Below are 20730 nucleotides of genomic sequence, written 5' to 3' on the forward strand. Positions count from 1 at the left end.
CAGCGAATGCGCCTGGGGCTGCACCGGGAGGAAGTTCGGCCTGTCCGCACGCGCCTCTCTGCCCCTCGCCCGCGAGGAACCCACCCAGAAGAAGGTGTACGAAGTGGCGAAAGGTCGAAAGAACGGTCTCTACCAAGAGATCTCCGAGGAGCTGTCCGCCCTGATGCGGACGGGGTGGGCGGACACCGAGCAGCACGGTCTGCAGCTCAGCGAGCAGGCTCCGTACGCGGCCCGCCGCCGCGCCGCGCTCTCCGCGCGTTTTCCCGGCGAACGCCTGGTGATCCCCTCGGGGAACCTCAAGACCCGCTCGAACGATGACAGCTACCCGTTCCGACCGTACTCGGGCTATGTGCACATGACCGGGGACCAGGCCCGTGACGGCGCTCTCGTGCTCGAACCCCGCGCGGACGGTGGCCACGACGCGTACTGCTACCAGCTGCCACGGGACAGCAGGGACAACGACGTCTTCTGGACAGGCGCGACGGCAGAGCTGTGGATGGGCCGGCGCCGTTCCCTCACCGAGTCGGAGCGCGTGCTCGGACTGCCCTGCCGCGACGTCCGCACGGTGGCCCGCGACCTGGCCGCTGCTCCCGGCGCACCGACGCGGATCGTCCGTGGTTACGACCCGTCCCTTGAAGCCGCTGTCACCACTGATGAAGAGCGTGACGCCGAGCTGGAGGAGGCGCTCAGCGAACTCCGCCTCGTGAAGGACGAGTGGGAGATCGCCGAGATCCGCAAGGCTGTGGACTCCACCGTGCGCGGATTCACCGACGTCATCGGGGAGCTTTCCCGGGCGATCGCGTCGTCCGAGCGGTGGATCGAGGGAACCTTCTTCCGCCGGGCACGTCTCGAGGGCAACGCCGTCGGCTACGGCTCGATCTGTGCCGCGGGCGAGCATGCCACGATCATGCACTGGACTGACAACGACGGTCCGGTGCGCCCGGGCGATCTGCTCCTGTTCGACGCCGGCGTGGAGACGCACTCCCTGTACACCGCCGACATCACCCGCACACTTCCGATCAACGGGACCTTCACGCCACTGCAGCGCGAGATTTACGACGCGGTGTACGAGGCCCAGGAGGCCGGCATGGCGGCGGTCAAGCCGGGGGCCCTGTACCGCGACTTCCACGAGGCGTCGCAACGCTACCTGGCGGCGCGGCTGGTCGAGTGGGGCTTCATCGACGGCCCCGTCGACCGCGCGTACGAACTCGGCCTGCAGCGCCGCTTCACCATGGCCGGAACCGGCCACATGCTCGGTCTGGACGTCCATGACTGCGCGATGGCCCGGAACGAGGAGTACGTCGACGGCGTGTTGGAGCCGGGCATGGTGCTCACCGTCGAGCCAGGCCTGTACTTCCAGGCGGACGATCTGACCGTGCCCGAGGAATGGCGCGGCATCGGCGTCCGGATCGAGGACGATCTGGTCGTCACCGACGGCGGCCACGAGAACCTGTCGGCCGGCCTGCCGCGCGCCGCGGACGAAGTCGAGCTGTGGATGGCCCAGTTCGCCGGCTGAGCCGGGCGGCGTGTGCGGTGGGCGACGTACGGCCCCGGGCGGGCGCGGCAGCGTGCACCGTGTCCGGGGCGCGCTCCGCGTCCGCCTCGGTGCCTCGGGCGATATCCGAGAACGGCTGACCGTTGACCGGACTCGGGTTCTCGAAGTACTGGCCCAGCCGGCTCCTCACGTCCGATCCACGGTGATCGGACCCCGAATGGACGGTGCGGGTCAAGCCCGGGGCCCGACCCGCACCACGGCTCCGCCGGGGACTCGCCGCACGGCGTCAGTCCTTGAGGTGTTCCAGGATCCGGTGCATTCCGCTGTTCCAGTTCTCCTTGAGCGCCGCGACCGCCGCGTCGAGGTCGCCGCGCTGGAGGCACTCGGCGATCCGCTCGTGCTCCACCGCGGAACGCTCCAGGATGTCCTGGTCGCCCAGGGCCACCTGCTCGTAGCGGTGCATCGTCACCTTCAGGGAGGTGATCAGCTTCATCAGGCGGTCGTTCGTGCAGCCCGACAGGAGCAGGTCGTGCCACGCGTCGTCGTACCGCTCTATGACGTCGTGCGGTGCCTGCGGGGCCGAGAACGCGCGCGCCTCCTCGAGCAGCCGGGGAGCCGTCGCCGCCAGATGCTCGGGGTCGCTGGACTCCAGGGCCAGCGCCTCCAGTGTCGCGACGATCGCGGACAGGTCACGGAACTCCTGCGCGCTGAGCGGTGTGAAGCGGAAGCCCTTGCCGCGCTCACTGGTGATGACGCCCTCACGCTCCAGCGTGATCAGGGCCTCGCGCAGCGGAGTACGGCTGACGCCGAGCTCGGTGGCGAGCTGTCCTTCGTTGATAGGTTCGCTGGTCGCGATCGTGCCGCGCCCGAGGCGCTTGATCAATTCCTCCTTGACCTGTTCGCGCAGCGGGCGGTTTTCGATTGGCATGTGAGGCTGCCCTCCCCTTCGGTGCGGTCGATTATCCGCTACCGGCAGGTCACGCGGTACCGGCGCCGTCGACCGGGATGATCGCCCCGCTCAGGAACGCCGAGGCGTCCGAGGCGAGGAACGCCACGGTCTGGGCGATGTCGCGGGGCTGCCCGATGCGGCCGAGCGGACGGTCGGCCGCATCGGCGTAGAACGCGTCGGAGCTCTCACCGAGCTGGCGGGCTTCCTCGGCGAGCATCCCGGTCGCCGTGTCACCGGGGCAGACGCAGTTCACGCGGATGTTGTCGGGGCCGTGGTCGATGGCCATGGCGCGGGTCATGTTGACGACGGCACCCTTCGACGCGCAGTACGAGACGGCTCGGCCGCCGCCGCGGATGCCCCAGCCGGACCCGGTGTTGACGATCGAGCCGCCGCCCCGGGCGGCCATCCCCGGGATCACGAGGCGGCTCATCAGCATCACCGAGCGTATGTTCACGGCCATCACCAGGTCCCAGTCGTCCTCGGTGATCTCACAGACCGTGGAGCGGCGGATGATGCCGGCGTTGTTGAAGAGTACGTCGACGCCGCCGAACCGCTCCTGCGCCGTGTTCACGACGGCCTCGCAGTCCTCGCGCCGGGACACGTCGCAGCGTACGAACGTCCCTTCGGTGTCCTTCGCTGTCTGTTCGCCGCCTTCCGTGTCGATGTCTGCGATCACCACGCGGGCGCCGAGTTCGGCGAGGACCTGGGCGGTGGCGCGGCCGATACCGGCTCCGCCACCGGTCACGAGGGCGCGCTTGCCGTCAAGAGAGATCATCTTGGGCTCCTTCTGGGACGTGGAGGTACGGGTTCCAGGGGTGTCGGGTCAGGTCGCGAGCCGGTACAGCGACGTACGCCGCCTGCCGGTGATGACGGGGAGGTGGCCGGAGAGTTCCGCATCGAGCGCGTCGTCGCCGGTGTCGAGGAGGAGGGGGCGGCCGCCGAGCGCGGACAGTTTCTGTTCGGTGCACAGCACGAGCAGATGATCGCGGCCGCCCGCCGCGCGCAGGACCCGGGGCGAGATCTGCTGGTTGCCGCGGCCGAGGAGGAAGCCCTGGCCACCGATGGGGGAGAGCGCGATCCAGGCCGGACCGAGCGCGAGGAGGGTGTCCTCGGCGGCGTCGCGGGCCACGACGCGCGGCGGCTGACCGGTGCGCAGGCTGAGCACGTCGACCCCGGTGAGGGTGACGTCCGCGCCGAGCGCGGCCGCGACGGCGCGGGTGGTGCTCCCGGGGCCGAGTACCAGCAGCCCGTCGCCGACGCGCTCGGCAACCTCGGCCGCGATGCCGCCGACCGCCTCCGGCGCGGTGGCGGTGCTGCCGGTCTTGCGCTGCTGTACGCGTACCGGCACGTCGGGGACGGGGAGCCAGCCGAAGAGCCGGGATGTGACGCGGCCTTCGCTCAGGGCATCCTCGTCGCGGTCCATCACCTCGGCGTCCCGCAGCCGTACGGCGCCCTTGCGGACGACCCACGCAGCGGCGACCTCACCCGCGGCGCGCGGGCTGACGGCGAAGACGGCCGAGTGCATCTTCACACCGGTCGGCACGCCGAGGACGGGGCAGGGCGCGTCCCCGAGAGCGGCGAGCACGTCCCGCGCGGTGCCGTCGCCCCCGGCGAAGAGGAGCAGATCGACGCCCTCGGCGACGACGGCGCGCACCGCGGCTGCCGTGTCCGCGGCCGAGGTGTCCCGACCGTCCTCGGCCGCGTACACGACCCGCGCGGGAAGCCCGGCGGCGGCGACGGAGTCGGCGCCCAGGGTGCCGGCGGCCGTCACGACGAGGATGCGGGACCCCGGGGGCGGGCCGGCCGTGTCAGGGGGCGGCGCGCCACCGGGCCGGCCGTTGAGCGTGTCCGGCGCGGGATGCGCGGGGAGTTCGGCCATGCCGTCGGGTGCGTGGAGCGCGCCTGTGGGCGCGCCGCCCGGGACGTCGTACGGGGCGTGCGCCGCGCCTGCCGACCCATCGTGGCGCCCGTCCGGTACACGGGTCGCCGAACTGGCGCGCACGTTCACCTGTTCGCCGGGGCCGGGGCCGGGGGCGCCGGGCGTTCGGCGGGGGCGCCACGCCCCCGCCAACTCGCCCAGTCGCAGCGCGAGTTCACCCAGCGCGGCCACCGCTCGCCCGCCGGCCAGAGGGTGCGCCCCCAGTGAGAGCGCCACGCGGGGGCGCTCCGGGCCGTCGGTGCCGCCGAGGCCGACCCGGCCACCGAGGCCGGCGACCGGGTTGACTACCAGGCCGATCCTGGGCAGCCGGGTCAACGGGTCGCCTCGCCGAGAACCTTGCGGCGGTAGGCGCGCCAGGAGACCGCCCACGTCGCAGGGTCGTCGAGGGCCTCAGGGCGTACGCGGTGGATGGTCGAGCGGTGCGGCGCCGTGCGCACGGTCTCCGGGTCCTCGTAGGCCTCGCGGGCGATCTCCGCGAGGATCGCCGCGTACTCGTCGAGGTCGGCGCGCGTGTAGGACTCGGTCGGCTCCAGCGTCATTGGTTCGGGCACGACGTACGGGTGGTGGCTCGTCCAGTAGTGGGTGCCGAAGTCCGCGGCGCGCAGGCCGATGTCCTCGGAGTGCAGGCCGGTGTCCTCGTGGAGCTTCTCCCAGCTGTAGCGGACCTGCTCGACGCGCGGGCGCCCGGCCGCGTAGGGGATCGAGACGCCGGGGATCTGCCGGACCTTGTGGAGGAGGTAGTTGTTGTTCAGGACCGCCGTCTCGGCGGCGGCCCGCAGACCCTCCGCGCCGAGCGACATGATCCACGCGTAGGCGCGGACCAGGTTCGGCACGACCCCGTAGAACGGCCGCATCTTGCCGACCGACTCGGGCCGGTCGTCGTCAAGCCGGTAGGCGGACCCGTCGAACTCGACCGTGGGGCGCGGCAGATACGGGGCGAGGTCCGCAGTGACCGCGCACGCGCCGGCCGCCGGACCGCCGCACGCGTGCGGTGTCGAGAACGTCTTGTGCAGATTGAAGTGGCACAGGTCGAAGCCTGCGTCCCGCGCCCGCGTGATGCCGAGGATGCCGTTGGCGTTGGCCTGGTCGTACGAGCACAGTCCGCCCGCCTCGTGCACGATCCGTACGAAGTCCTCGATGCGCGGGTTGTAGATGCCCGTGTCCTCGGGGTTGGTGATGAGGAGGGCCGCCGTCCGCGGGCCGACCGCCGCCTTGAGCGCTTCGATGTCCGGGTAGCCGTCGGCGTCCGGGTGGAGGGTGATGACCTTGAAGCCGGCCGTCTTCGCACAGGCCGCGTTCGACGGGTGGGAGAAGATCGTCGTGATCACCTCGTCGCGCTGCTCCAGCTCGCCGCGCGCGGCGAAGTAGGCGCGGATCATGGCGACGTTCGTGTAGATCGCCGCGGAGCCCGCGCCCGGCTGGAGCGAGACCCGGTCCATGCCGGAGATCTCCTTCAGGAGCTGCTCCAGGCTGTGAATGATCCCGAGGACGCCCTGCACGGTGTCCTCGTCCTGGAGCGGATGCAGCGCGGCGATCCGCGGGTCGCGGACGAACTGGTCGTTGACCTTGGGGCTGTACTTCATGGTGCAGGTGCCCTGGCCGACGTCGATGTTGAGGTCCGCGCCCAGGTTCTCCTGCGACAGGCGCAAGTAGTGGCGCAGGACCTGCTGTTGGGACATTTCGGGCAGGGCGGGCGGCGTTGCGCGGCGCAGCGCGGCGGGTATCTCGACCTGGTCGACCGACGGATCGGCCGCCGGTACGAGAATGCCTCGTTCGCCCGGCGAACCCAGCTCGAAGATCAGTTTCTCGTCCCAGGAGGCCTGCTGGAAACGGCGGAGGCGCGGCTTGTTGGCGACGCGGGCCTCCTCGGGGGAGACGGACACGGGTACGTGCGGGGCGGTCACTTGACGATCTCCTCGAGGGTCGCGGCGAGTCGGTCGATGTCGGCCTTGGTGTGGACTTCGGTGACGCAGTACGTGGCCTCGTGCGTGCCGGTCGGTGTGCCGCCGAAGATGCCCCGTTCCTTGAGGTCGGCGCGGATCTCGGCGGCGGTCCTGTTGCCCGTGTAGCGGACGGTGAAGTCGGCGAAGTGCAGGGCGTCGCCGTACGGGACCTCGATGCCGGGCACCTCGGCGAGGCGTCGGCGGGCGTACGCGGTGAGCGCGAGGATCGTGTCGCCGATCTCCCGCATGCCCCGCGGTCCCATCAGCGCGAGATAGACCCCGGCGCCGATGCCGTGCAGCGCGGCGGCCGTGCCGACCCACTCCTTGCCCTCCTCGCGCAGCGCGAACGACGTCCGCTCGTAGGCGACGTCACCGAAGCCGTACTCGCCCTCGACGGTCGTCGGCACGAGACCGAACAGGCGTGACGGGTACTCGGCGACCAGCGTCTCCTCGTCCCGTGTGGCGATGAAGCCCGCGTTGCCGCCGCCGAAGCTCTGGTGGAGGCCGAGCGGCTGGATGTCGCCGCACGCGATGTCCGCGCCGTACGCGGAGGGCGGCGCGAGCACGCCGAGCGTGAGCGGATTGCAGCCAACGACGTACAACGCCCCTGACTCGTGGGCGAGTTCGGCGAGACGGGGCAGCGCCTCGTCGACGATGCCGAGCGCGGAGGGCGAGTCCGCGTACACAGCGGCCGTGTCGCCGGCGGCGAGCGCGGCGCGTACGGCCTCGAGGTCGGCGCAGCCGGTGTCCGGGTCGACGGGCACGACCGTCACGTCGTGGTCGGGGCGTACGTAGTCGCGTATCCGGGAGAGCTTGTCGTCGTCGACGGCCGTGGCGACGACCACGCGGCGGCGGCCCGTGATCCGGCCGGCCATCCGCAGCGCGGTTCCCGAGGCCTGAAAGCCGTCGTACACCGGGACGTTGACGACTTCGACGTCGAGCAGCTCGGCCATCATCGACTGGTACTCCCACAGTGCCTGGAACCGGCCGTGGTCCTCGTAGGGCTCGCCCGCGTACGCCGTGAGGAACTCGCTGCGGTTGACCACCTCGTCCACGACCGCCGGTACGTGGTGCTGGTAGCAGCCGGAGCCGAGGAAGCTGAGCGCCTGCCGCGTCGAGGTGTTGCGGCCGAGCAACTCATCCATGTGGCGGGTGAGTTCGGCCTCCGAGCGCAGCGGGGTCGGCAGGTCGAGGGGGCGGTGCAGCCGGATGGAGTCCGGGATGTCGGCGTAGAAGTCCTCGACGCTCGCCGCACCGATCTCCTCGAGCATCGCCTGCCGCACGGCGGGGACCGCGTTCGGGATGTAGGGGTGGACGTAAGAGGGGGCGGATTCCTGGGGTGACGTCATGCCGCGCCTTTCGCGTGAGCCGACGGAAGTCTGAACCACAGCAGCAAAAGTCTTTGGGTGTACACCTCTTGACGGCGGGCTCCGTCATTCAGTGTTCTGAATACAGCATTAGGCATTCAGGCTCCAGGAGGCAAGAGTGTCAACGAGACCCACCCGACGGGTTGTTCTGGCCACAGGTCTGGCGACCGCGGCAACGTCCCTGGTCAGCGCGTGTGCCATGGGCGGTGCGGGCGGCGGAGGCGCCCGCGGCATCAGCGGCAAGGAGGGTGACAAAAAGGGCAAGGTCAGCGGAAAGATCACTGTCTGGTCGTGGGACGTGGCCGCCAAGGCCATGAAGCGTCTGGCCCGCACCTTCGAGGAGCACCACCCCGGCACCACCGTCGATGTCGTAGACATCGGATACGACAACGCCTACGACAAGATCACCGTTGGCCTGCGCGGCGGCTCGGGCCTCGCCGACGTCCTCACGGTCGAGGGCAGCTACATGCCGCGCTACGCAGGCAACTTCCCGAGCGGCTTCTACGACCTGACGAGCCTCGGCGGCCGCTACGGCGGCGACTTCGACCGCGCCGCGTGGCGCACCGTCACCGGCACGGGGGGCGCCGTCCTCGCCCTGCCCTGGGACATCGGCCCGTGCGCGCTCTATTACCGAACGGACCACTTCCGTGCCGCCGGAGTCGACCCCAAGTCTCTGCTGACCTGGGACGACTACGTGGCGGCGGGTGTACGGATCAAGAAGGCCACCGGCCGCAAGCTGCTCATCATGGACTCCACCGACGCGGGCATCCTGCCGATGCTGCTCCAGCAGCAGGGGCAGTCCTACTTCAAGGGCGGCCGGGTCGCCGTCGACACCCCCGAGGCCGTGCAGGCCATGACGCTGATGAAGACCCTGCACGACAAGGGACTCGTCGACTACGAGAAGGGCTGGGACGGGCTCGTCACCGGCACCAAGGAGGGCAAGGCCACCACCACGCCCACCGCCGCCTGGTGGACGGGCACGCTCACCGAGGAGATGCCCGAGCTGAAGGGGAAGTTCGAGGTGGTGCCCCTGCCCGGGTTCACCGTCGACGGCATCCGCACCTCGAACATCGGCGGCTCCACTCTCTGCGTTCCCGCGCAGAGCAAGAACCCTCGCCTGGCCTGGGCGTTCATCGAGTTCCTGCTCACGGGCAAGGCGAACCAGGTCTCCATGCTGAAGCGCGAGGGCCTGTTCCCGGCGTATCTGCCCGCGCTCGACGACCCGTATCTGAGCGCGAAACAGGGGTACTTCGGCGGCCAGGCGGCCCTCGACGTGTTCGCCCGGCTCGCCCGCAACATCCCGCCGGTCGAGAACAACAAGGACGACGCGAAGGCAACCGACATCATGATCTCCGCAGTCACCGGTGTGATGCTGCGGGGCAAGGACCCGCGCGCCACGCTGAGTTCGGCGGCGCGGCAGATCGCCGCGGCCACCGGCCGCGAGAGGGTGAAGTAGCCCGATGGCCGTCCACACCACCTACGACCGGCCGGTCGCACCCGCCCGCGCCCCCGCGGCCACCCGCCGCCGGCGCCCGCGCCCCGTCGCCTGGATCTTCGCCGGACCGGCCGCCGCCCTCTTCGCGCTCTTCTTCGCCTATCCGCTCGGCGCGAGCCTCCTGCAGAGCTTCACCACCGAGGACGCGGGCGCCACCCGCTGGGTCGGCCTCGACCAGTACCGGCGCATGATCCACGACCCCGCCTTCGTGGAGTCCCTGCTCAACACGGGGATCATCCTCGTCGTCCAGGTCCCGGTGATGATCGGCCTTGCCCTCGTCCTCGCCGTCCTCCTCAACCAGTCCTGGCTGCGCTTCCGTGGCACCTGGCGCGCGGTCCACTTCCTGCCCGCCGTCACCACACTCGTCGCGTACGCCGTCGTCTTCCAGGTCCTCCTCAAGACCGACGGCGGCCTCGTCAACCAGACACTCGGCGCCGTCGGCATCGGCCCGATCGACTGGCTCAACAGCCCCACCTGGGCCCGTGTCTCACTGATCGCGTCCCTCACCTGGCGCTGGACGGGCTACAACGCCGTCATTCTCCTCGCCGGGCTCCAGGCCATCGGCAAGGAGCAGTACGAGGCCGCAGCCATCGACGGCTCCGGCACCCTCTCCACGTACACGCGCGTGATCCTGCCGCAGCTGCGCCCGGTCGTCCTGTTCTGCGTGATCACCTCCACCATCGGCACGCTCCAGCTCTTCGACGAGAACTACGTCCTCACGCGTGGCGGACCCGACGACGCGACGCTCACCCCGGTCGTCTACCTCTACAAAGTCGGCTTCCAGCAACTCGACTTCGGCTACGCCGCCGCCATCGCCTGGGTCGTCGTGGCCCTCATCGCCGCGGTCTCCGCCCTCCAGTACGCCGCCTTCGGAAGGGAGCGCCGCCGGTGACCGCCCTCCAGCAGGCCCCCGTACGCGTCCACCCCGCCCGGCGCGTCGGCCGCTACGCGGTGCGTCTGTTCCTTGTGGCGGGCGCCGTTGTCAGTCTTCTGCCGTTCCTGTGGATGGCGATCGCCGCGACGCACTCCACCTCCGAACTGTTCCACTCGCCGCCACCGGTCCTGCCCGGCGGACGCCTGCTCGACAACCTCGCACGGCTCCAGGACACCATCGGCTTCGGCCGTGTCCTCCTCAACAGCCTCGGCATCGCCGTCGTGCACACCGCGCTCAGCTCGCTGATCTCCGCCATGTGCGGCTACGGGCTCGCCAAGTACCGCTTCCGCGGCCGGGGCCTGCTGCTCGGCGCCGTGCTCACCACCATGATGATCCCGTTCCAGGTGCTGCTCGTGCCGCTGTTCCAGATGATGGCGAGCGTCGGCTGGATCGACTCCTACCAAGCCGTCGTCCTGCCGTTCCTTGCCAACTCCTTCGGCGTCCTGTTGATGCGGCAGGGCTTCGTCGACTTCCCCGACGAGCTCCTCGAATCGGCCCGCATCGACGGCTCCGGCGAGCTGCGCACCTTCTACCAGGTTGTGCTGCCGTGCGTGCGCCCACAGCTCGGCGCCCTGGTCATCTTCACGTTCATGGCGCAGTGGAACAGCTTCATCTGGCCGCTGCTCATGCTCAACTCCGAGGACAAATACACCGTGCCTGTCGCGCTCAACACCCTCACGGGGCTCTCCCATGTCGACTACTCGGGCCTGATGCTCGGCTCGCTGCTTGCGACGCTGCCCCTCATGGCCCTGTTCCTGGTCTTCCAGCGCCAGTTCGTGGCCGGACTGCTCGGCGGGGCGGTAAAGGGATGAGCCGCCTGACCCGGGTCCCGGGCGTCCTCTATGGCGGTGACTACAACCCCGAGCAGTGGCCCGAGAGCGTCTGGGCCGAGGACGCCGAGCTGATGCGCGAGGCCGGCGTCACCATGGTGACCGTCGGCGTCTTCTCCTGGGCGAGACTCCAGCCCGGCCCGGACACCTGGGACTTCGCCTGGCTCGACCGGCTCCTCGACCTGCTGCACGCCCACGGTGTCGCCGTCGACCTGGCCACCGCGACCGCGTCACCCCCCGCCTGGCTCGTGCGCGCCCACCCCGAGATCCTGCCGGTCACGGCCGACGGCGTACGTCTCGAATTCGGCTCGCGCCAGCACTATTGCCCGTCCTCGACCGTGTACCGCGCCGCCGCCGTGCGCCTGACCCGCACCCTCGTCGAACGCTACGCACACCACCCGGCGCTCGCCCTGTGGCACATCCACAACGAGTACGGCGACCATGTCACCGAGTGCTTCTGCGCCCGCTCCGCCGATCACTTCCGTAGCTGGCTCACCGACCGCTACGGCACGATCGACGCCCTCAACCACGCCTGGGGCACGGCCTTCTGGTCGCAGTGCTACGGCACCTACGCCGAGATCGAACCCCCGCGCACCGCGCCCGGACCGGTCAACCCGACGCAGCTCCTCGACTGGCGGCGGTTCTGCTCCGACGCCCTCCTGGACTGCCACCGCGCCGAGCGCGGCGTCCTGAGCGAGCTGAGCCCGGACATCCCGGCCACCACCAACTTCATGTCGATGTTCAAGGCACTCGACTACTGGAAGTGGGCCGAGCACGAGGACCTCGTCTCCGACGACGCCTACCCGGACCCCGCCGACCCGCACGCCCACGTCAACGCCGCCCTCAACTACGACCTGATGCGCTCGCTCAAGGGCGGCCGCCCCTGGCTGCTCCTCGAACAGGCGCCGTCCGCGGTCAGCTGGCGCCCGGTCAACGTCCCCAAGAAGTCCGGCCTGCAACGTCTCTGGTCCCTCCAGGCCCTGGCCCGCGGGGCTGACGGCATCATGTACTTCCAGTGGCGTGCCTCCCGCGCGGGCGCCGAGAAATACCACAGCGCACTGTTCCCGCACCGCGGCACAGACTCCCGCGGCTGGCGCGAGACCGTCCGCTTCGGCACCGAACTCGCCCGGCTCGGCGAGGTCACAGGGGCCACCACCCCTGCGGACGTGGCGATCGTTCTCGACTGGGACTCATGGTGGGCCCTCGAGGCCGACGACCACCCCTCGACCCGCATGCGCTGGCGCGACCTTCTGCGCCCCTGGTATGCGGCGCTCCACACCCGCGCAGTCACCGCCGAGTTCGCGCCCCCGCACGCCGACCTCGACGGCTACCGGGCGGTTCTCGCGCCCAACCTCCACCTGCTGCGCCCCGAGAACGCCGAACGCATCGCCGCGTACGTCCGGGGGGGCGGCCACTTCGTGTGCGGACCCTTCAGCGGCGTCGTCGACGGCCACGACCACATCCACGACGGGGGCGCGCCCGGACCACTGAGAGACGTACTCGGCGTGAGCGTCGACGAGTTCTGGCCGATCCCCGACGGCGAGGCGGTGCAACTGGCCTCCGGCGCCGAGGCCACACTGTGGAGCGAGTGGATCGAGACCGAGGGCCCGGAGACCGAGGTCGTCGACGTGTACGCGGCCGGAGAGCTGACCGGCCGCCCGGCCGTCACCCGCCACCCCTACGGCAGCGGCACCGCCTGGTACGCGAGTGCTCACCTCGGCGACGGCATCGGCGCCGTGCTCGACGCAGCCCTGCTGGAGGCCGGTGTGCGGCCCGTGCTCGACGTCCCCGAGGGAGTCGAGTCGACCGTCCGGACCAGCGAGCAGGGCACGTACCTCTTCGTCCTCAACCACACGGACCACGACACACGGACGCCATTGACCGGCGCCTACGCCGCAGGCGGCACCGATCTGCTCACCGGGACGACCGTCCGTGACCACGTACGCCTCGGCCCGCTCGGTGCCGCGGTCCTGCGCATCGCCAGCGACTCCCTTGGAGGGACCCAGAAGTGACCGGAAACCGGCCCCTGAGAGCTCTGACCGCACTCCTTCTTGCCGGCGGCGCCCTCGCCGCGCCGCAAGCGGCCTCCGCCCATGAGCACCCGGCGCCGGCATCCCCGTACGCCGACGTGCTCGACCTGGACGGCACCCCGGCCGCCGCCCTGCCCGGCGATGACGAGGACAACAACCCTGTCACCGTTTTCGCCGACCAAGGGGCCTGGCATGCCTACGCCCTGCCGAAAGCCGGTGACAAGGACGCGTACGGCGGCTTCTCCGGGCCCCTCTACATCGCCCAGGAATACCCTTGGTGGCTCAGTAAGTCCTTCAGCCGCATCCGCCTCACCGAAAACGGCCGCACTCTCGACCTGGCCGGCGGCGGCACACCCCGGTTCACGTCATTGCCCGGCCGGCTCCTCCAGTCGTACGACCTCGGCCACGGACTGCGCCTCACCCTCGAACTCCGCTTCGCGACCGACCGCAGCGCCCTGGTGCGCGCCCAGGTCCGCAATACCGGCTCGGCGCCCCGCACGCTGGGCGCCGACTGGACGGGCCGCCTGCTGCGGCCCGCCGACAGACCGATGCGCGACGCGCCCTCGCTGACCGCCACCCGCTCGGGCGTCGGCGTCGACTTCGCCAAGGTCCGTGAGACCTGGGACTACCTCACCGACGGCACGGAACGCTTCGAGGTCACCCACAAGGACCGCGTCCGCACCACAGTGGACGGCGACACGTACCGCACCGAGGCCACCGAGCCGGTGACCCTCGCGCCGGGTCGCTCGCACAGCTTCGACTGGACCGAGTCCTACACCTTCACCGCCGCCGAGAGGACCCGCGAGAAGGCGACGGTGCGGGACGTCCTCGACCACCCGGCGTCGGTCGTCTCGGCGGGCGACGCACGCTGGCACGGCTACGTCGCCGGAGTGACCCGGAACGTGCCCGCGGACCGGCGGCGCGCCGCCGTGAAGTCCCTGGAGACCCTCGTCACCAACTGGCGCAGCGCGGCAGGGCAGATCAAGCACGACGGGATCACGCCGTCGATTTCCTACAAGTGGTTCACCGGCGGTATCTGGGCCTGGGACACCTGGAAGCAGGCCGTGGGCACGGCCCGCTTCGCGCCCGATCTGGCCGAGTCACAGATCCGCTCCATGTTCGACTGGCAGATCACGTCGGACTCCGCGACACGCCCGCAGGACGCCGGGATGATCCCCGACGTCATCTTCTACAACACCCCCTCGCGGGGCGGCGGCAACTGGAACGAGCGCAACTCCAAGCCCCCGCTGGCCGCCTGGGCCGTGTGGGAGGTGTACGCGAAGACGGGCGACAAGGCCTTCCTTCGTGAGATGTACCCGAAGCTCGCCGCCTACCAGGCCTGGTGGTACCGCAACCGCGACCACGACCACAACGGCCTCGCCGAGTACGGTGCCACCGTCGACCCCGCCAACAACTCGCCCGAGGAACGGCGCCTGGCCGCTGCCTGGGAGAGCGGCATGGACAACGCGCCCCGCTTCGACGCCGCCCTCGGCGCGAACGTCGTCGCCAACCGCGCGGCCGACGGAACGCTCCTCGGCTACTCCCTCAACCAGGAGTCCGTCGACCTGAACTCCTATCTCGCCGCTGACCAGGGCCACTTGGCGCGCATCGCGGGCGCGCTCGGCCGCGGTGCCGACGCCGAGCGGTGGAAGCAGCGGTCCGCCGCGACCTCCTCCGCCGTCCGCACGACGATGTATGACCCCACCGACGGCTGGTTCCACGACACCGCGCTGGGCGGCGGCGCGCCGCTCACGGCCCGCGGCCGCGGCATCGAGGGCGCGATCCCGCTCTGGACCGGCACCGCGTCCAGGACACAGGCCCGCGCCGTGCGCGACAAGCTGATGGACCCGGGGGAGTTCGCGACGACCGTCCCGTTCCCGACCGTATCGAAGAGCTCCCCCTACTTCTCGCCGACGGCGTACTGGCGCGGCCCCGTGTGGTTCGACCAGGCCTACTTCGCCCGCGGCGGCCTGCGCCGCTACGGCTACGTCAACGACGCGAACGCCCTGACGGATCAACTCCTCACCCATGCGTCGGGCCTCACCGGCAACGGGCCGATCATGGAGAACTACGACCCGACGACGGGAGCCCCGCTCAACTCGCCCAACTTCAGCTGGTCGGCGGCTCTGCTGCTGCCGATGCTGACACGGGACAACTAGTGCCGTGACCGGCAGTGTTTGCCCTGTCGACCACGGCGTGTAGGCGCCGGTCGTCGGCAGCGCGGTTTCGCCAGACGATGTAGCGGCGGACCATGCTGCCCTGCTCCTTCCGGGTGGCGTGGTCGGTGCCGTCGAGCGCGAAGGACCGCAGCGCGGAGAAGACGAGCGCCACAGGCGCCGGCGGCGATTCGTGTCGCCGCCGACGCTGAGGTTGCGATTCTCGGCCGTCCCGAAAGATCCCGTCCCACAGGCGGCAGGCCGCTGGACGTGGCTGATCAGCACCGCGCACACCGAGCCGAGTCTTGCCCGACCGCTCGATGATGACCTCCGCGAACCTGCAGAAGAGCGACCAGCCGTGGTGATTCGGCCCGAGCTGCTCTTGCGCGGGTGTAGACAGGGCATCAGTTACGAGGGCGCCCGTCGGGCGCGCACGTCGCGAACGTCAGGAAGGGACTGCGCATGTTCCGGAAGGTACTTGTCGCGAACCGTGGTGAGATCGCCGTCCGTGCGTTCCGCGCCGCCTACGAACTGGGCGCGGGAACGGCGGCTGTCTTCCCGTACGAGGACCGCGGCTCACTGCATCGTCTCAAGGCCGACGAGGCCTACGAGATCGGCCGGAGAGGGCACCCGGTGCGCGCCTACCTGTCGGTCGAGGAGATCGTGGGCGCGGCGCGCAGGGCCGGGGCGGACGCTGTGTACCCCGGGTACGGCTTCCTGTCCGAGAATCCGGATCTGGCCCGGGCCTGCGAGGACGCCGGAATCACGTTCATCGGTCCCGGCGTCGGGGTGCTGGAACTGACCGGCAACAAGGCGCGCGCGGTCGCCGCGGCCCGTGCGGCGGGTGTGCCGGTCCTGGGGTCGTCGCAGCCGTCGACCGACGTGGACGAGCTGGCGGCGGCCGCGGAGGAGATCGGCTTCCCGTTGTTCGTCAAGGCGGTTGCCGGAGGCGGCGGACGCGGAATGCGGCGAGTGGACGACCCCGCGCACCTGCGCGAGGCCATCGAGGCGGCGTCCCGCGAGGCCGAGTCCGCCTTCGGCGACGCCACGGTGTTCCTGGAGAAGGCCGTTGTCGACCCCCGCCACATCGAGGTGCAGATTCTCGCCGACGGAGACGGCGACGTCATCCACCTGTTCGAGCGGGACTGCTCGGTGCAGCGGCGCCATCAGAAGGTCCTCGAACTGGCCCCGGCGCCCAACCTCGACCCCACGATCCGGGACCGCATCTGCGCCGACGCGGTCGCCTTCGCGCGCAGCATCGGCTACCGCAACGCCGGCACCGTCGAGTTCCTGCTCGACCGGGAAGGCAATCACGTCTTCATCGAGATGAACCCGCGCATCCAGGTCGAGCACACGGTGACCGAGGAGGTCACCGACGTCGACTTGGTCCAGGCGCAACTGCGCATCGCCGCCGGCGAAACCCTGGCCGACCTCGGTCTCGCCCAGGACAGGATCTACCTGCGGGGTGCCGCACTGCAGTGCCGGATCACCAGCGAGGACCCGGCCAACGGGTTCCGGCCGGACACCGGCACCATCAGCGCGTACCGCTCGCCGGGCGGCTCCGGCATCCGGCTGGACGGTGGCACCGCCTTCGTCGGCTCCGAGATCAGCGCCCACTTCGACTCCATGCTGGTGAAACTGACCTGCCGGGGCCGCGACTTCGCCACCGCGGTGCGACGGGCCCGGCGCGCGGTGGCCGAGTTCCGCATCCGCGGCGTGGCCACGAACATTCCGTTCCTGCAGGCGGTCCTCGACGACCCGGACTTCCAGGAGGGCCGGGTCACCACGTCGTTCATCGAGGAGCGCCCGCATCTGCTGACCTCGCGCCACTCCGCCGACCGCGGCACCCGCCTGCTCACCTACCTCGCCGACGTCACGGTCAACAAGCCGCACGGCGAGCGCCCGCACCTGATCGACCCCACGACCAAACTGCCGGACATCGCGAACGGCGTACCGCTCGCCGGGTCGAAGCAGCAGCTGACCGAGCTGGGGCCGGAGGGCTTCGCGCGGCGGCTGCGGGAATCACCCGTGGTGGCCGTCACCGACACCACCTTCCGGGACGCCCACCAGTCCCTGCTGGCCACCCGGGTGCGGACGAAGGATCTGCTGGCCGTTGCCCCGGCCGTGGCCCGGACTCTGCCGCAGCTGCTCTCGCTGGAGTGCTGGGGTGGCGCCACCTACGACGTGGCGCTGCGCTTCCTGGCCGAGGACCCATGGGACCGCCTGGCCCGCCTGCGTGAGGCGGTGCCCAACATCTGCCTGCAGATGCTGCTGCGTGGCCGCAATACGGTCGGCTACACCCCATACCCCGCGGAGGTCACCACCGCCTTCGTCGAGGAGGCCACCCGGACCGGCATCGACATCTTCCGCATCTTCGACGCGCTCAATGACGTCGGCCGGATGCGGCCGGCGATCGACGCCGTACGCGAGACCGGATCGGCCGTTGCCGAGGTGGCCCTTTGCTACACCTCGGACCTGTCCGACCCGGCCGAGAAGCTCTACACCCTCGACTACTACCTCCGGCTCGCCGAGCAGATCGTCGAGGCCGGCGCGCACGTCCTGGCGATCAAGGACATGGCGGGGCTGCTCCGAGCACCCGCCGCCGCGAAACTGGTGACCGCGCTGCGCAGGGAGTTCGAGCTGCCCGTCCACCTCCACACCCACGACACGGCCGGCGGTCAGCTGGCCACCTACCTGGCCGCGATCAACGCGGGCGCCGACGCCGTGGACGGAGCGGTGGCCTCGATGGCGGGCACCACCTCGCAGCCCTCGCTGTCGGCGATCGTCGCGGCCACCGACCACTCCGAGCGGCCGACCGGGCTGAGCCTGCGGGCGGTCGGCGACCTCGAACCGTACTGGGAGATCGTGCGCAGGATCTACGCGCCGTTCGAGGCCGGCCCGGCCTCGCCCACCGGGCGCGTGTACGACCACGGGATCCCCGGCGGTCAGCTGTCCAACCTGCGTGTCCAGGCAAGGGAGTTGGGCCTTGGCGACCGGTTCGAGGACATCGAGGCGATGTATGCCGCGGCCGACCGCATGCTCGGCCGCCTGGTCAAGGTCACACCGTCGTCCAAAGTGGTCGGCGACCTGGCCCTGCACCTCGTCGGCGCGGGCGTCTCACCCGAGCGGTTCGCCGCCGAGCCCGGCGCGTACGACATCCCGGACTCCGTGATCGGGTTCCTGCGCGGCGAGTTGGGCGACCCGCCCGGCGGCTGGCCGGAGCCTTTCCGCAGCAAGGCCCTCAAGGGCCGCGCCGCGCCCAGGCCGGTCGCCGAACTGTCCGCCGGGGACCGCGACGGACTGGAAAAGGACCGGCGGGCCACCCTCAACCGGCTGCTGTTCCCCGGGCCGGCGAAGGAGTTCGAGGCGCATCGGGACGCCTACGGCGACACCGGAGTCCTGCCGAGCAAGGACTTCTTCTACGGTCTGCGGCCGGGGGAGGAGCATGAGGTGGACCTCGAGCCCGGGGTGCGGCTGCTCATCGCACTGGAGGCGATCGGTGAAGCGGATGAGCGCGGCATGCGCACCGTGATGGCCACGCTCAACGGCCAGCTCCGGCCGATCCAGGTGCGTGACCGCTCGGTGGCTTCGGAACTGCCGGCCGCGGAGAAGGCCGACAAGTCCGACCCGAAACACGTTGCCGCGCCGTTCGCCGGGGTGGTGACGCTGTCGGTCGCAGCCGGAGACCGGGTCGAGGCGGGTGCGACCATCGCGACGATCGAGGCGATGAAGATGGAGGCCGCCATCACCGCTCCGGTCGCCGGCGCGGTGGACCGTCTGGCCATCACCTCCGTTCAGCAGGTCGAGGCGGGCGACCTTCTGATGGTGATCTCCTAGACCCCGTGAGGGCGATCGCCCGGGCCCCGGGGCCGTGCAGTCGCCCGGCCCGGCTCCGGGACTCCATGGCGGGGAGGGTTCACCAGCGGGGAGGTCCACCGGCCCGGAGGTCCACCGGCCAGGAGGGTTCACCGCGCATGCGACGCTCCCGACCCTCCCGACGGTCTTTCCGACGCAGAGCGCGCCTTCATGATCAACGCGTTCGGGACCGACATCCTGCCCGGTGTACGAGGGGATCTGGACGAGCCGCTGGTTTCCGCACCCGCCGCGGAGTTGGCGGCCGTCCTGCTGTCCGTCGTCGACCGGGGCTGGATCGAGGTGTGCCCTGTCACTCCCTGGACCGCTCCCGACGGGAGGCACGGCTGCCGCCACGGCACGCCCCTTGCAGGGGAGGAACTGACGGTGCTCCTGGCCGACGCCGACAACTGGGAGTACCCCACAGCGGCGATCGGATCGGCTGTCCGACGCTCGCCCTCACCGAGGGGGGACGTCGGATCCCCTGGTGAGCCGAGGGCGGTCACTGCTCCCGCATGCCCCACGGAGAGCCATACGCACTGAGCAGGTCCAGGAAGGGGCGCGCGGGGAAGGCCTCCGGGCCGAGGACTCCCGAGCCGGTCCACGCGCCCGTGGCCAGGAGTTCGAGGGCGACGACCGGGTTGACGGCCGTCTGCCACACCACTGCCTGGGAGCCGTATTCGGCCATCGACCACTGGTTGTCGACCACGTGGTAGAGGTAGACCTCGCGCGGCTCGCCGTCCTTGGTACCGCGCACCCAGGTGCCCGCGCAGGTCTTGCCGTGCATGCGCTCGCCCAGCGTCGCCGGGTCCGGCAGGCAGGCGGCCACGACGTCGCGGGGCGACACACCCACCGGGCCCGCAGCGCTCGGCACGGTCACCGGGTCCGTGCGGTCCAGGCCCAGGAGGTGCAGTGTCCTGAGGGTCTGGATGAATTCCTCGCCCAGGCCGTACTTGAAGGTCACGCGCCGTGCGTCGACCCAACGGGGGACAAGCAGCACCTCCTCGTGCTCCACGTTCACGCACTCGACCGGGCCGATGCCCTCGGGGAAGTCGAACACCTCCGGCTCGCTGAAGGGCGCGGTGGTGAACCAGCCGCGGTCCGCTTCGTAGACGACCGGCGGATTGAGGCACTCCTCGATGGTGGTCCAGATACTGAAAGAGGGTGCGAATTCGTAGCCGTCGACGGTGAGGTTCGCGCCGTCGCGGATTCCGATCTCCTCGATCTCGTCGAAGAGTTCGTCGGCCGCGTACCGTGCGAAGACATCGGACAGCCCTGGCTCCACACCCATGCCGACGAGAGCCAGCGCGCCCGCCTTCTCCCAGTCGGCGGCCTGCGCGAACTGCGTGTCGCCGAGCATGACCCCGCACTCCTCGTACGGCCGCTCGGGGTGCGGGCGAGACAGAGACATCGCCATGTCGAGATAGGTTGCGCCGGCCGCGAGCGCCGCCTGGAAGAGAGGCATCACGAACCGCGGGTCGGTGGCATTGAGCAGGACGTCGCACCCGTGCCGCGTCAGTAGCGCCGTCACCGCGGCCTGATCCGACGCGTCGACGTGCTCGGCACGGAAGCGGCCCGCGGTGCCCGCGAGGGCAGCGACCGCCGCCTCGGCCCGGCTCAGGTCGTAGTCGGCCACGACCATCTCGTCGAAGAACGAGCGCCGGGCCGCGATCCGGGTGATCGCGGTGCCCACACCGCCGGCTCCCACAAGCAGAACGCGCATGACACGTACTTCCTCTC

General features: G+C 70.6%; 14 protein-coding genes and 1 pseudogene. 8 read left to right on the forward strand and 7 right to left on the reverse strand.

The window, feature by feature from the left end; translation table 11 throughout:
* Window positions 1–103: 103 nt before the first annotated feature.
* On the forward strand, window positions 104–1516 hold the full coding sequence (locus OH809_RS36500; protein WP_406516310.1) for an aminopeptidase P family protein: 1413 nt from the start codon (window positions 104–106) through the stop codon (window positions 1514–1516).
* Here OH809_RS36500 and OH809_RS36505 read toward each other — a convergent pair.
* The 6 genes and pseudogenes from OH809_RS36505 to gcvPA form a co-directional block, all read right to left on the reverse strand.
* Window positions 1515–1670 (reverse strand): annotated as a pseudogene (locus OH809_RS36505) (aldehyde dehydrogenase); the annotation flags it as partial. The gene OH809_RS36500 and the pseudogene OH809_RS36505 overlap by 2 nt on opposite strands.
* Before the next feature lie 111 nt (window positions 1671–1781).
* The gene (locus OH809_RS36510) at window positions 1782–2423 is read right to left on the reverse strand and encodes a GntR family transcriptional regulator (protein ID WP_406417092.1); all 642 of its coding nucleotides are present in this window, start codon (window positions 2421–2423) and stop codon (window positions 1782–1784) included.
* Window positions 2424–2472: 49 nt separating this feature from the next.
* Window positions 2473–3219 carry an SDR family NAD(P)-dependent oxidoreductase gene (locus OH809_RS36515; protein WP_406516086.1) on the reverse strand — a complete coding sequence of 249 codons (747 nt, stop codon included), beginning with the start codon at window positions 3217–3219 and terminating at the stop codon, window positions 2473–2475.
* 48 nt (window positions 3220–3267) lie between these two features.
* Window positions 3268–4698 (reverse strand): ATP-NAD kinase family protein, encoded by a 1431-nt coding sequence (locus tag OH809_RS36520; RefSeq protein WP_406516087.1) that lies wholly within the window; start codon window positions 4696–4698, stop codon window positions 3268–3270.
* On the reverse strand, window positions 4695–6287 hold the full coding sequence (gcvPB, locus tag OH809_RS36525) for an aminomethyl-transferring glycine dehydrogenase subunit GcvPB (protein ID WP_406516088.1): 1593 nt from the start codon (window positions 6285–6287) through the stop codon (window positions 4695–4697). The genes OH809_RS36520 and gcvPB overlap by 4 nt, the downstream gene beginning before the upstream one ends.
* Window positions 6284–7675, reverse strand: a complete 1392-nt coding sequence (gene gcvPA, locus OH809_RS36530) for an aminomethyl-transferring glycine dehydrogenase subunit GcvPA (RefSeq protein ID WP_406417087.1) — start codon at window positions 7673–7675, stop codon at window positions 6284–6286. Before gcvPA ends, gcvPB begins: the two co-directional genes overlap by 4 nt.
* 136 nt (window positions 7676–7811) lie before the next feature.
* Here gcvPA and OH809_RS36535 point away from each other — a divergent pair, with 136 nt between their 5' ends.
* From OH809_RS36535 to OH809_RS36565, 7 genes are all read left to right on the forward strand, one after another.
* Window positions 7812–9149, forward strand: coding sequence for an ABC transporter substrate-binding protein (locus tag OH809_RS36535; protein ID WP_406516089.1), 1338 nt, complete (start codon window positions 7812–7814; stop codon window positions 9147–9149).
* Window positions 9150–9153: 4 nt separating this feature from the next.
* Window positions 9154–10080 (forward strand): carbohydrate ABC transporter permease, encoded by a 927-nt coding sequence (locus OH809_RS36540; protein ID WP_406417084.1) that lies wholly within the window; start codon window positions 9154–9156, stop codon window positions 10078–10080.
* Window positions 10077–10934, forward strand: coding sequence for a carbohydrate ABC transporter permease (locus tag OH809_RS36545; RefSeq protein ID WP_406417082.1), 858 nt, complete (start codon window positions 10077–10079; stop codon window positions 10932–10934). The genes OH809_RS36540 and OH809_RS36545 overlap by 4 nt, the downstream gene beginning before the upstream one ends.
* Window positions 10931–12964, forward strand: a complete 2034-nt coding sequence (locus tag OH809_RS36550) for a beta-galactosidase (protein ID WP_406417080.1) — start codon at window positions 10931–10933, stop codon at window positions 12962–12964. Before OH809_RS36545 ends, OH809_RS36550 begins: the two co-directional genes overlap by 4 nt.
* Window positions 12961–15141, forward strand: a complete 2181-nt coding sequence (locus tag OH809_RS36555; protein WP_406417078.1) for an MGH1-like glycoside hydrolase domain-containing protein — start codon at window positions 12961–12963, stop codon at window positions 15139–15141. Before OH809_RS36550 ends, OH809_RS36555 begins: the two co-directional genes overlap by 4 nt.
* Before the next feature lie 459 nt (window positions 15142–15600).
* Entirely contained in the window at window positions 15601–18975 is a 3375-nt protein-coding gene (locus OH809_RS36560) for a pyruvate carboxylase (protein ID WP_406417077.1), read from the forward strand.
* Window positions 18976–19164: 189 nt separating this feature from the next.
* Entirely contained in the window at window positions 19165–19533 is a 369-nt protein-coding gene (locus OH809_RS36565; RefSeq protein WP_406417076.1) for a hypothetical protein, read from the forward strand.
* Here the strand turns inward: OH809_RS36565 and OH809_RS36570 are convergent.
* A complete protein-coding gene (locus OH809_RS36570) occupies window positions 19493–20713 on the reverse strand; it encodes a saccharopine dehydrogenase family protein (RefSeq protein ID WP_406417074.1) in 1221 nt (406 codons plus the stop codon). The genes OH809_RS36565 and OH809_RS36570 overlap by 41 nt on opposite strands.
* Window positions 20714–20730 lie beyond the last annotated feature (17 nt).

Origin of the sequence: Streptomyces sp. NBC_00873, assembly GCF_045207415.1 — a bacterium.
GTDB lineage: Bacteria > Actinomycetota > Actinomycetes > Streptomycetales > Streptomycetaceae > Streptomyces.

Bases quoted from the DNA above. Each gene is read 5' to 3' on its own strand.
- OH809_RS36510 (WP_406417092.1), bottom strand. From the start codon at position 2,423: ATGCCAATCGAAAACCGCCCGCTGCGCGAACAGGTCAAGGAGGAATTG.
- OH809_RS36515 (WP_406516086.1), bottom strand. From the start codon at position 3,219: ATGATCTCTCTTGACGGCAAGCGCGCCCTCGTGACCGGTGGCGGAGCC.
- gcvPA (WP_406417087.1), bottom strand. From the start codon at position 7,675: ATGACGTCACCCCAGGAATCCGCCCCCTCTTACGTCCACCCCTACATC.
- OH809_RS36540 (WP_406417084.1), top strand. From the start codon at position 9,154: ATGGCCGTCCACACCACCTACGACCGGCCGGTCGCACCCGCCCGCGCC.
- OH809_RS36550 (WP_406417080.1), top strand. From the start codon at position 10,931: ATGAGCCGCCTGACCCGGGTCCCGGGCGTCCTCTATGGCGGTGACTAC.
- OH809_RS36560 (WP_406417077.1), top strand. From the start codon at position 15,601: ATGTTCCGGAAGGTACTTGTCGCGAACCGTGGTGAGATCGCCGTCCGT.
- OH809_RS36565 (WP_406417076.1), top strand. From the start codon at position 19,165: ATGATCAACGCGTTCGGGACCGACATCCTGCCCGGTGTACGAGGGGAT.
- OH809_RS36570 (WP_406417074.1), bottom strand. From the start codon at position 20,713: ATGCGCGTTCTGCTTGTGGGAGCCGGCGGTGTGGGCACCGCGATCACC.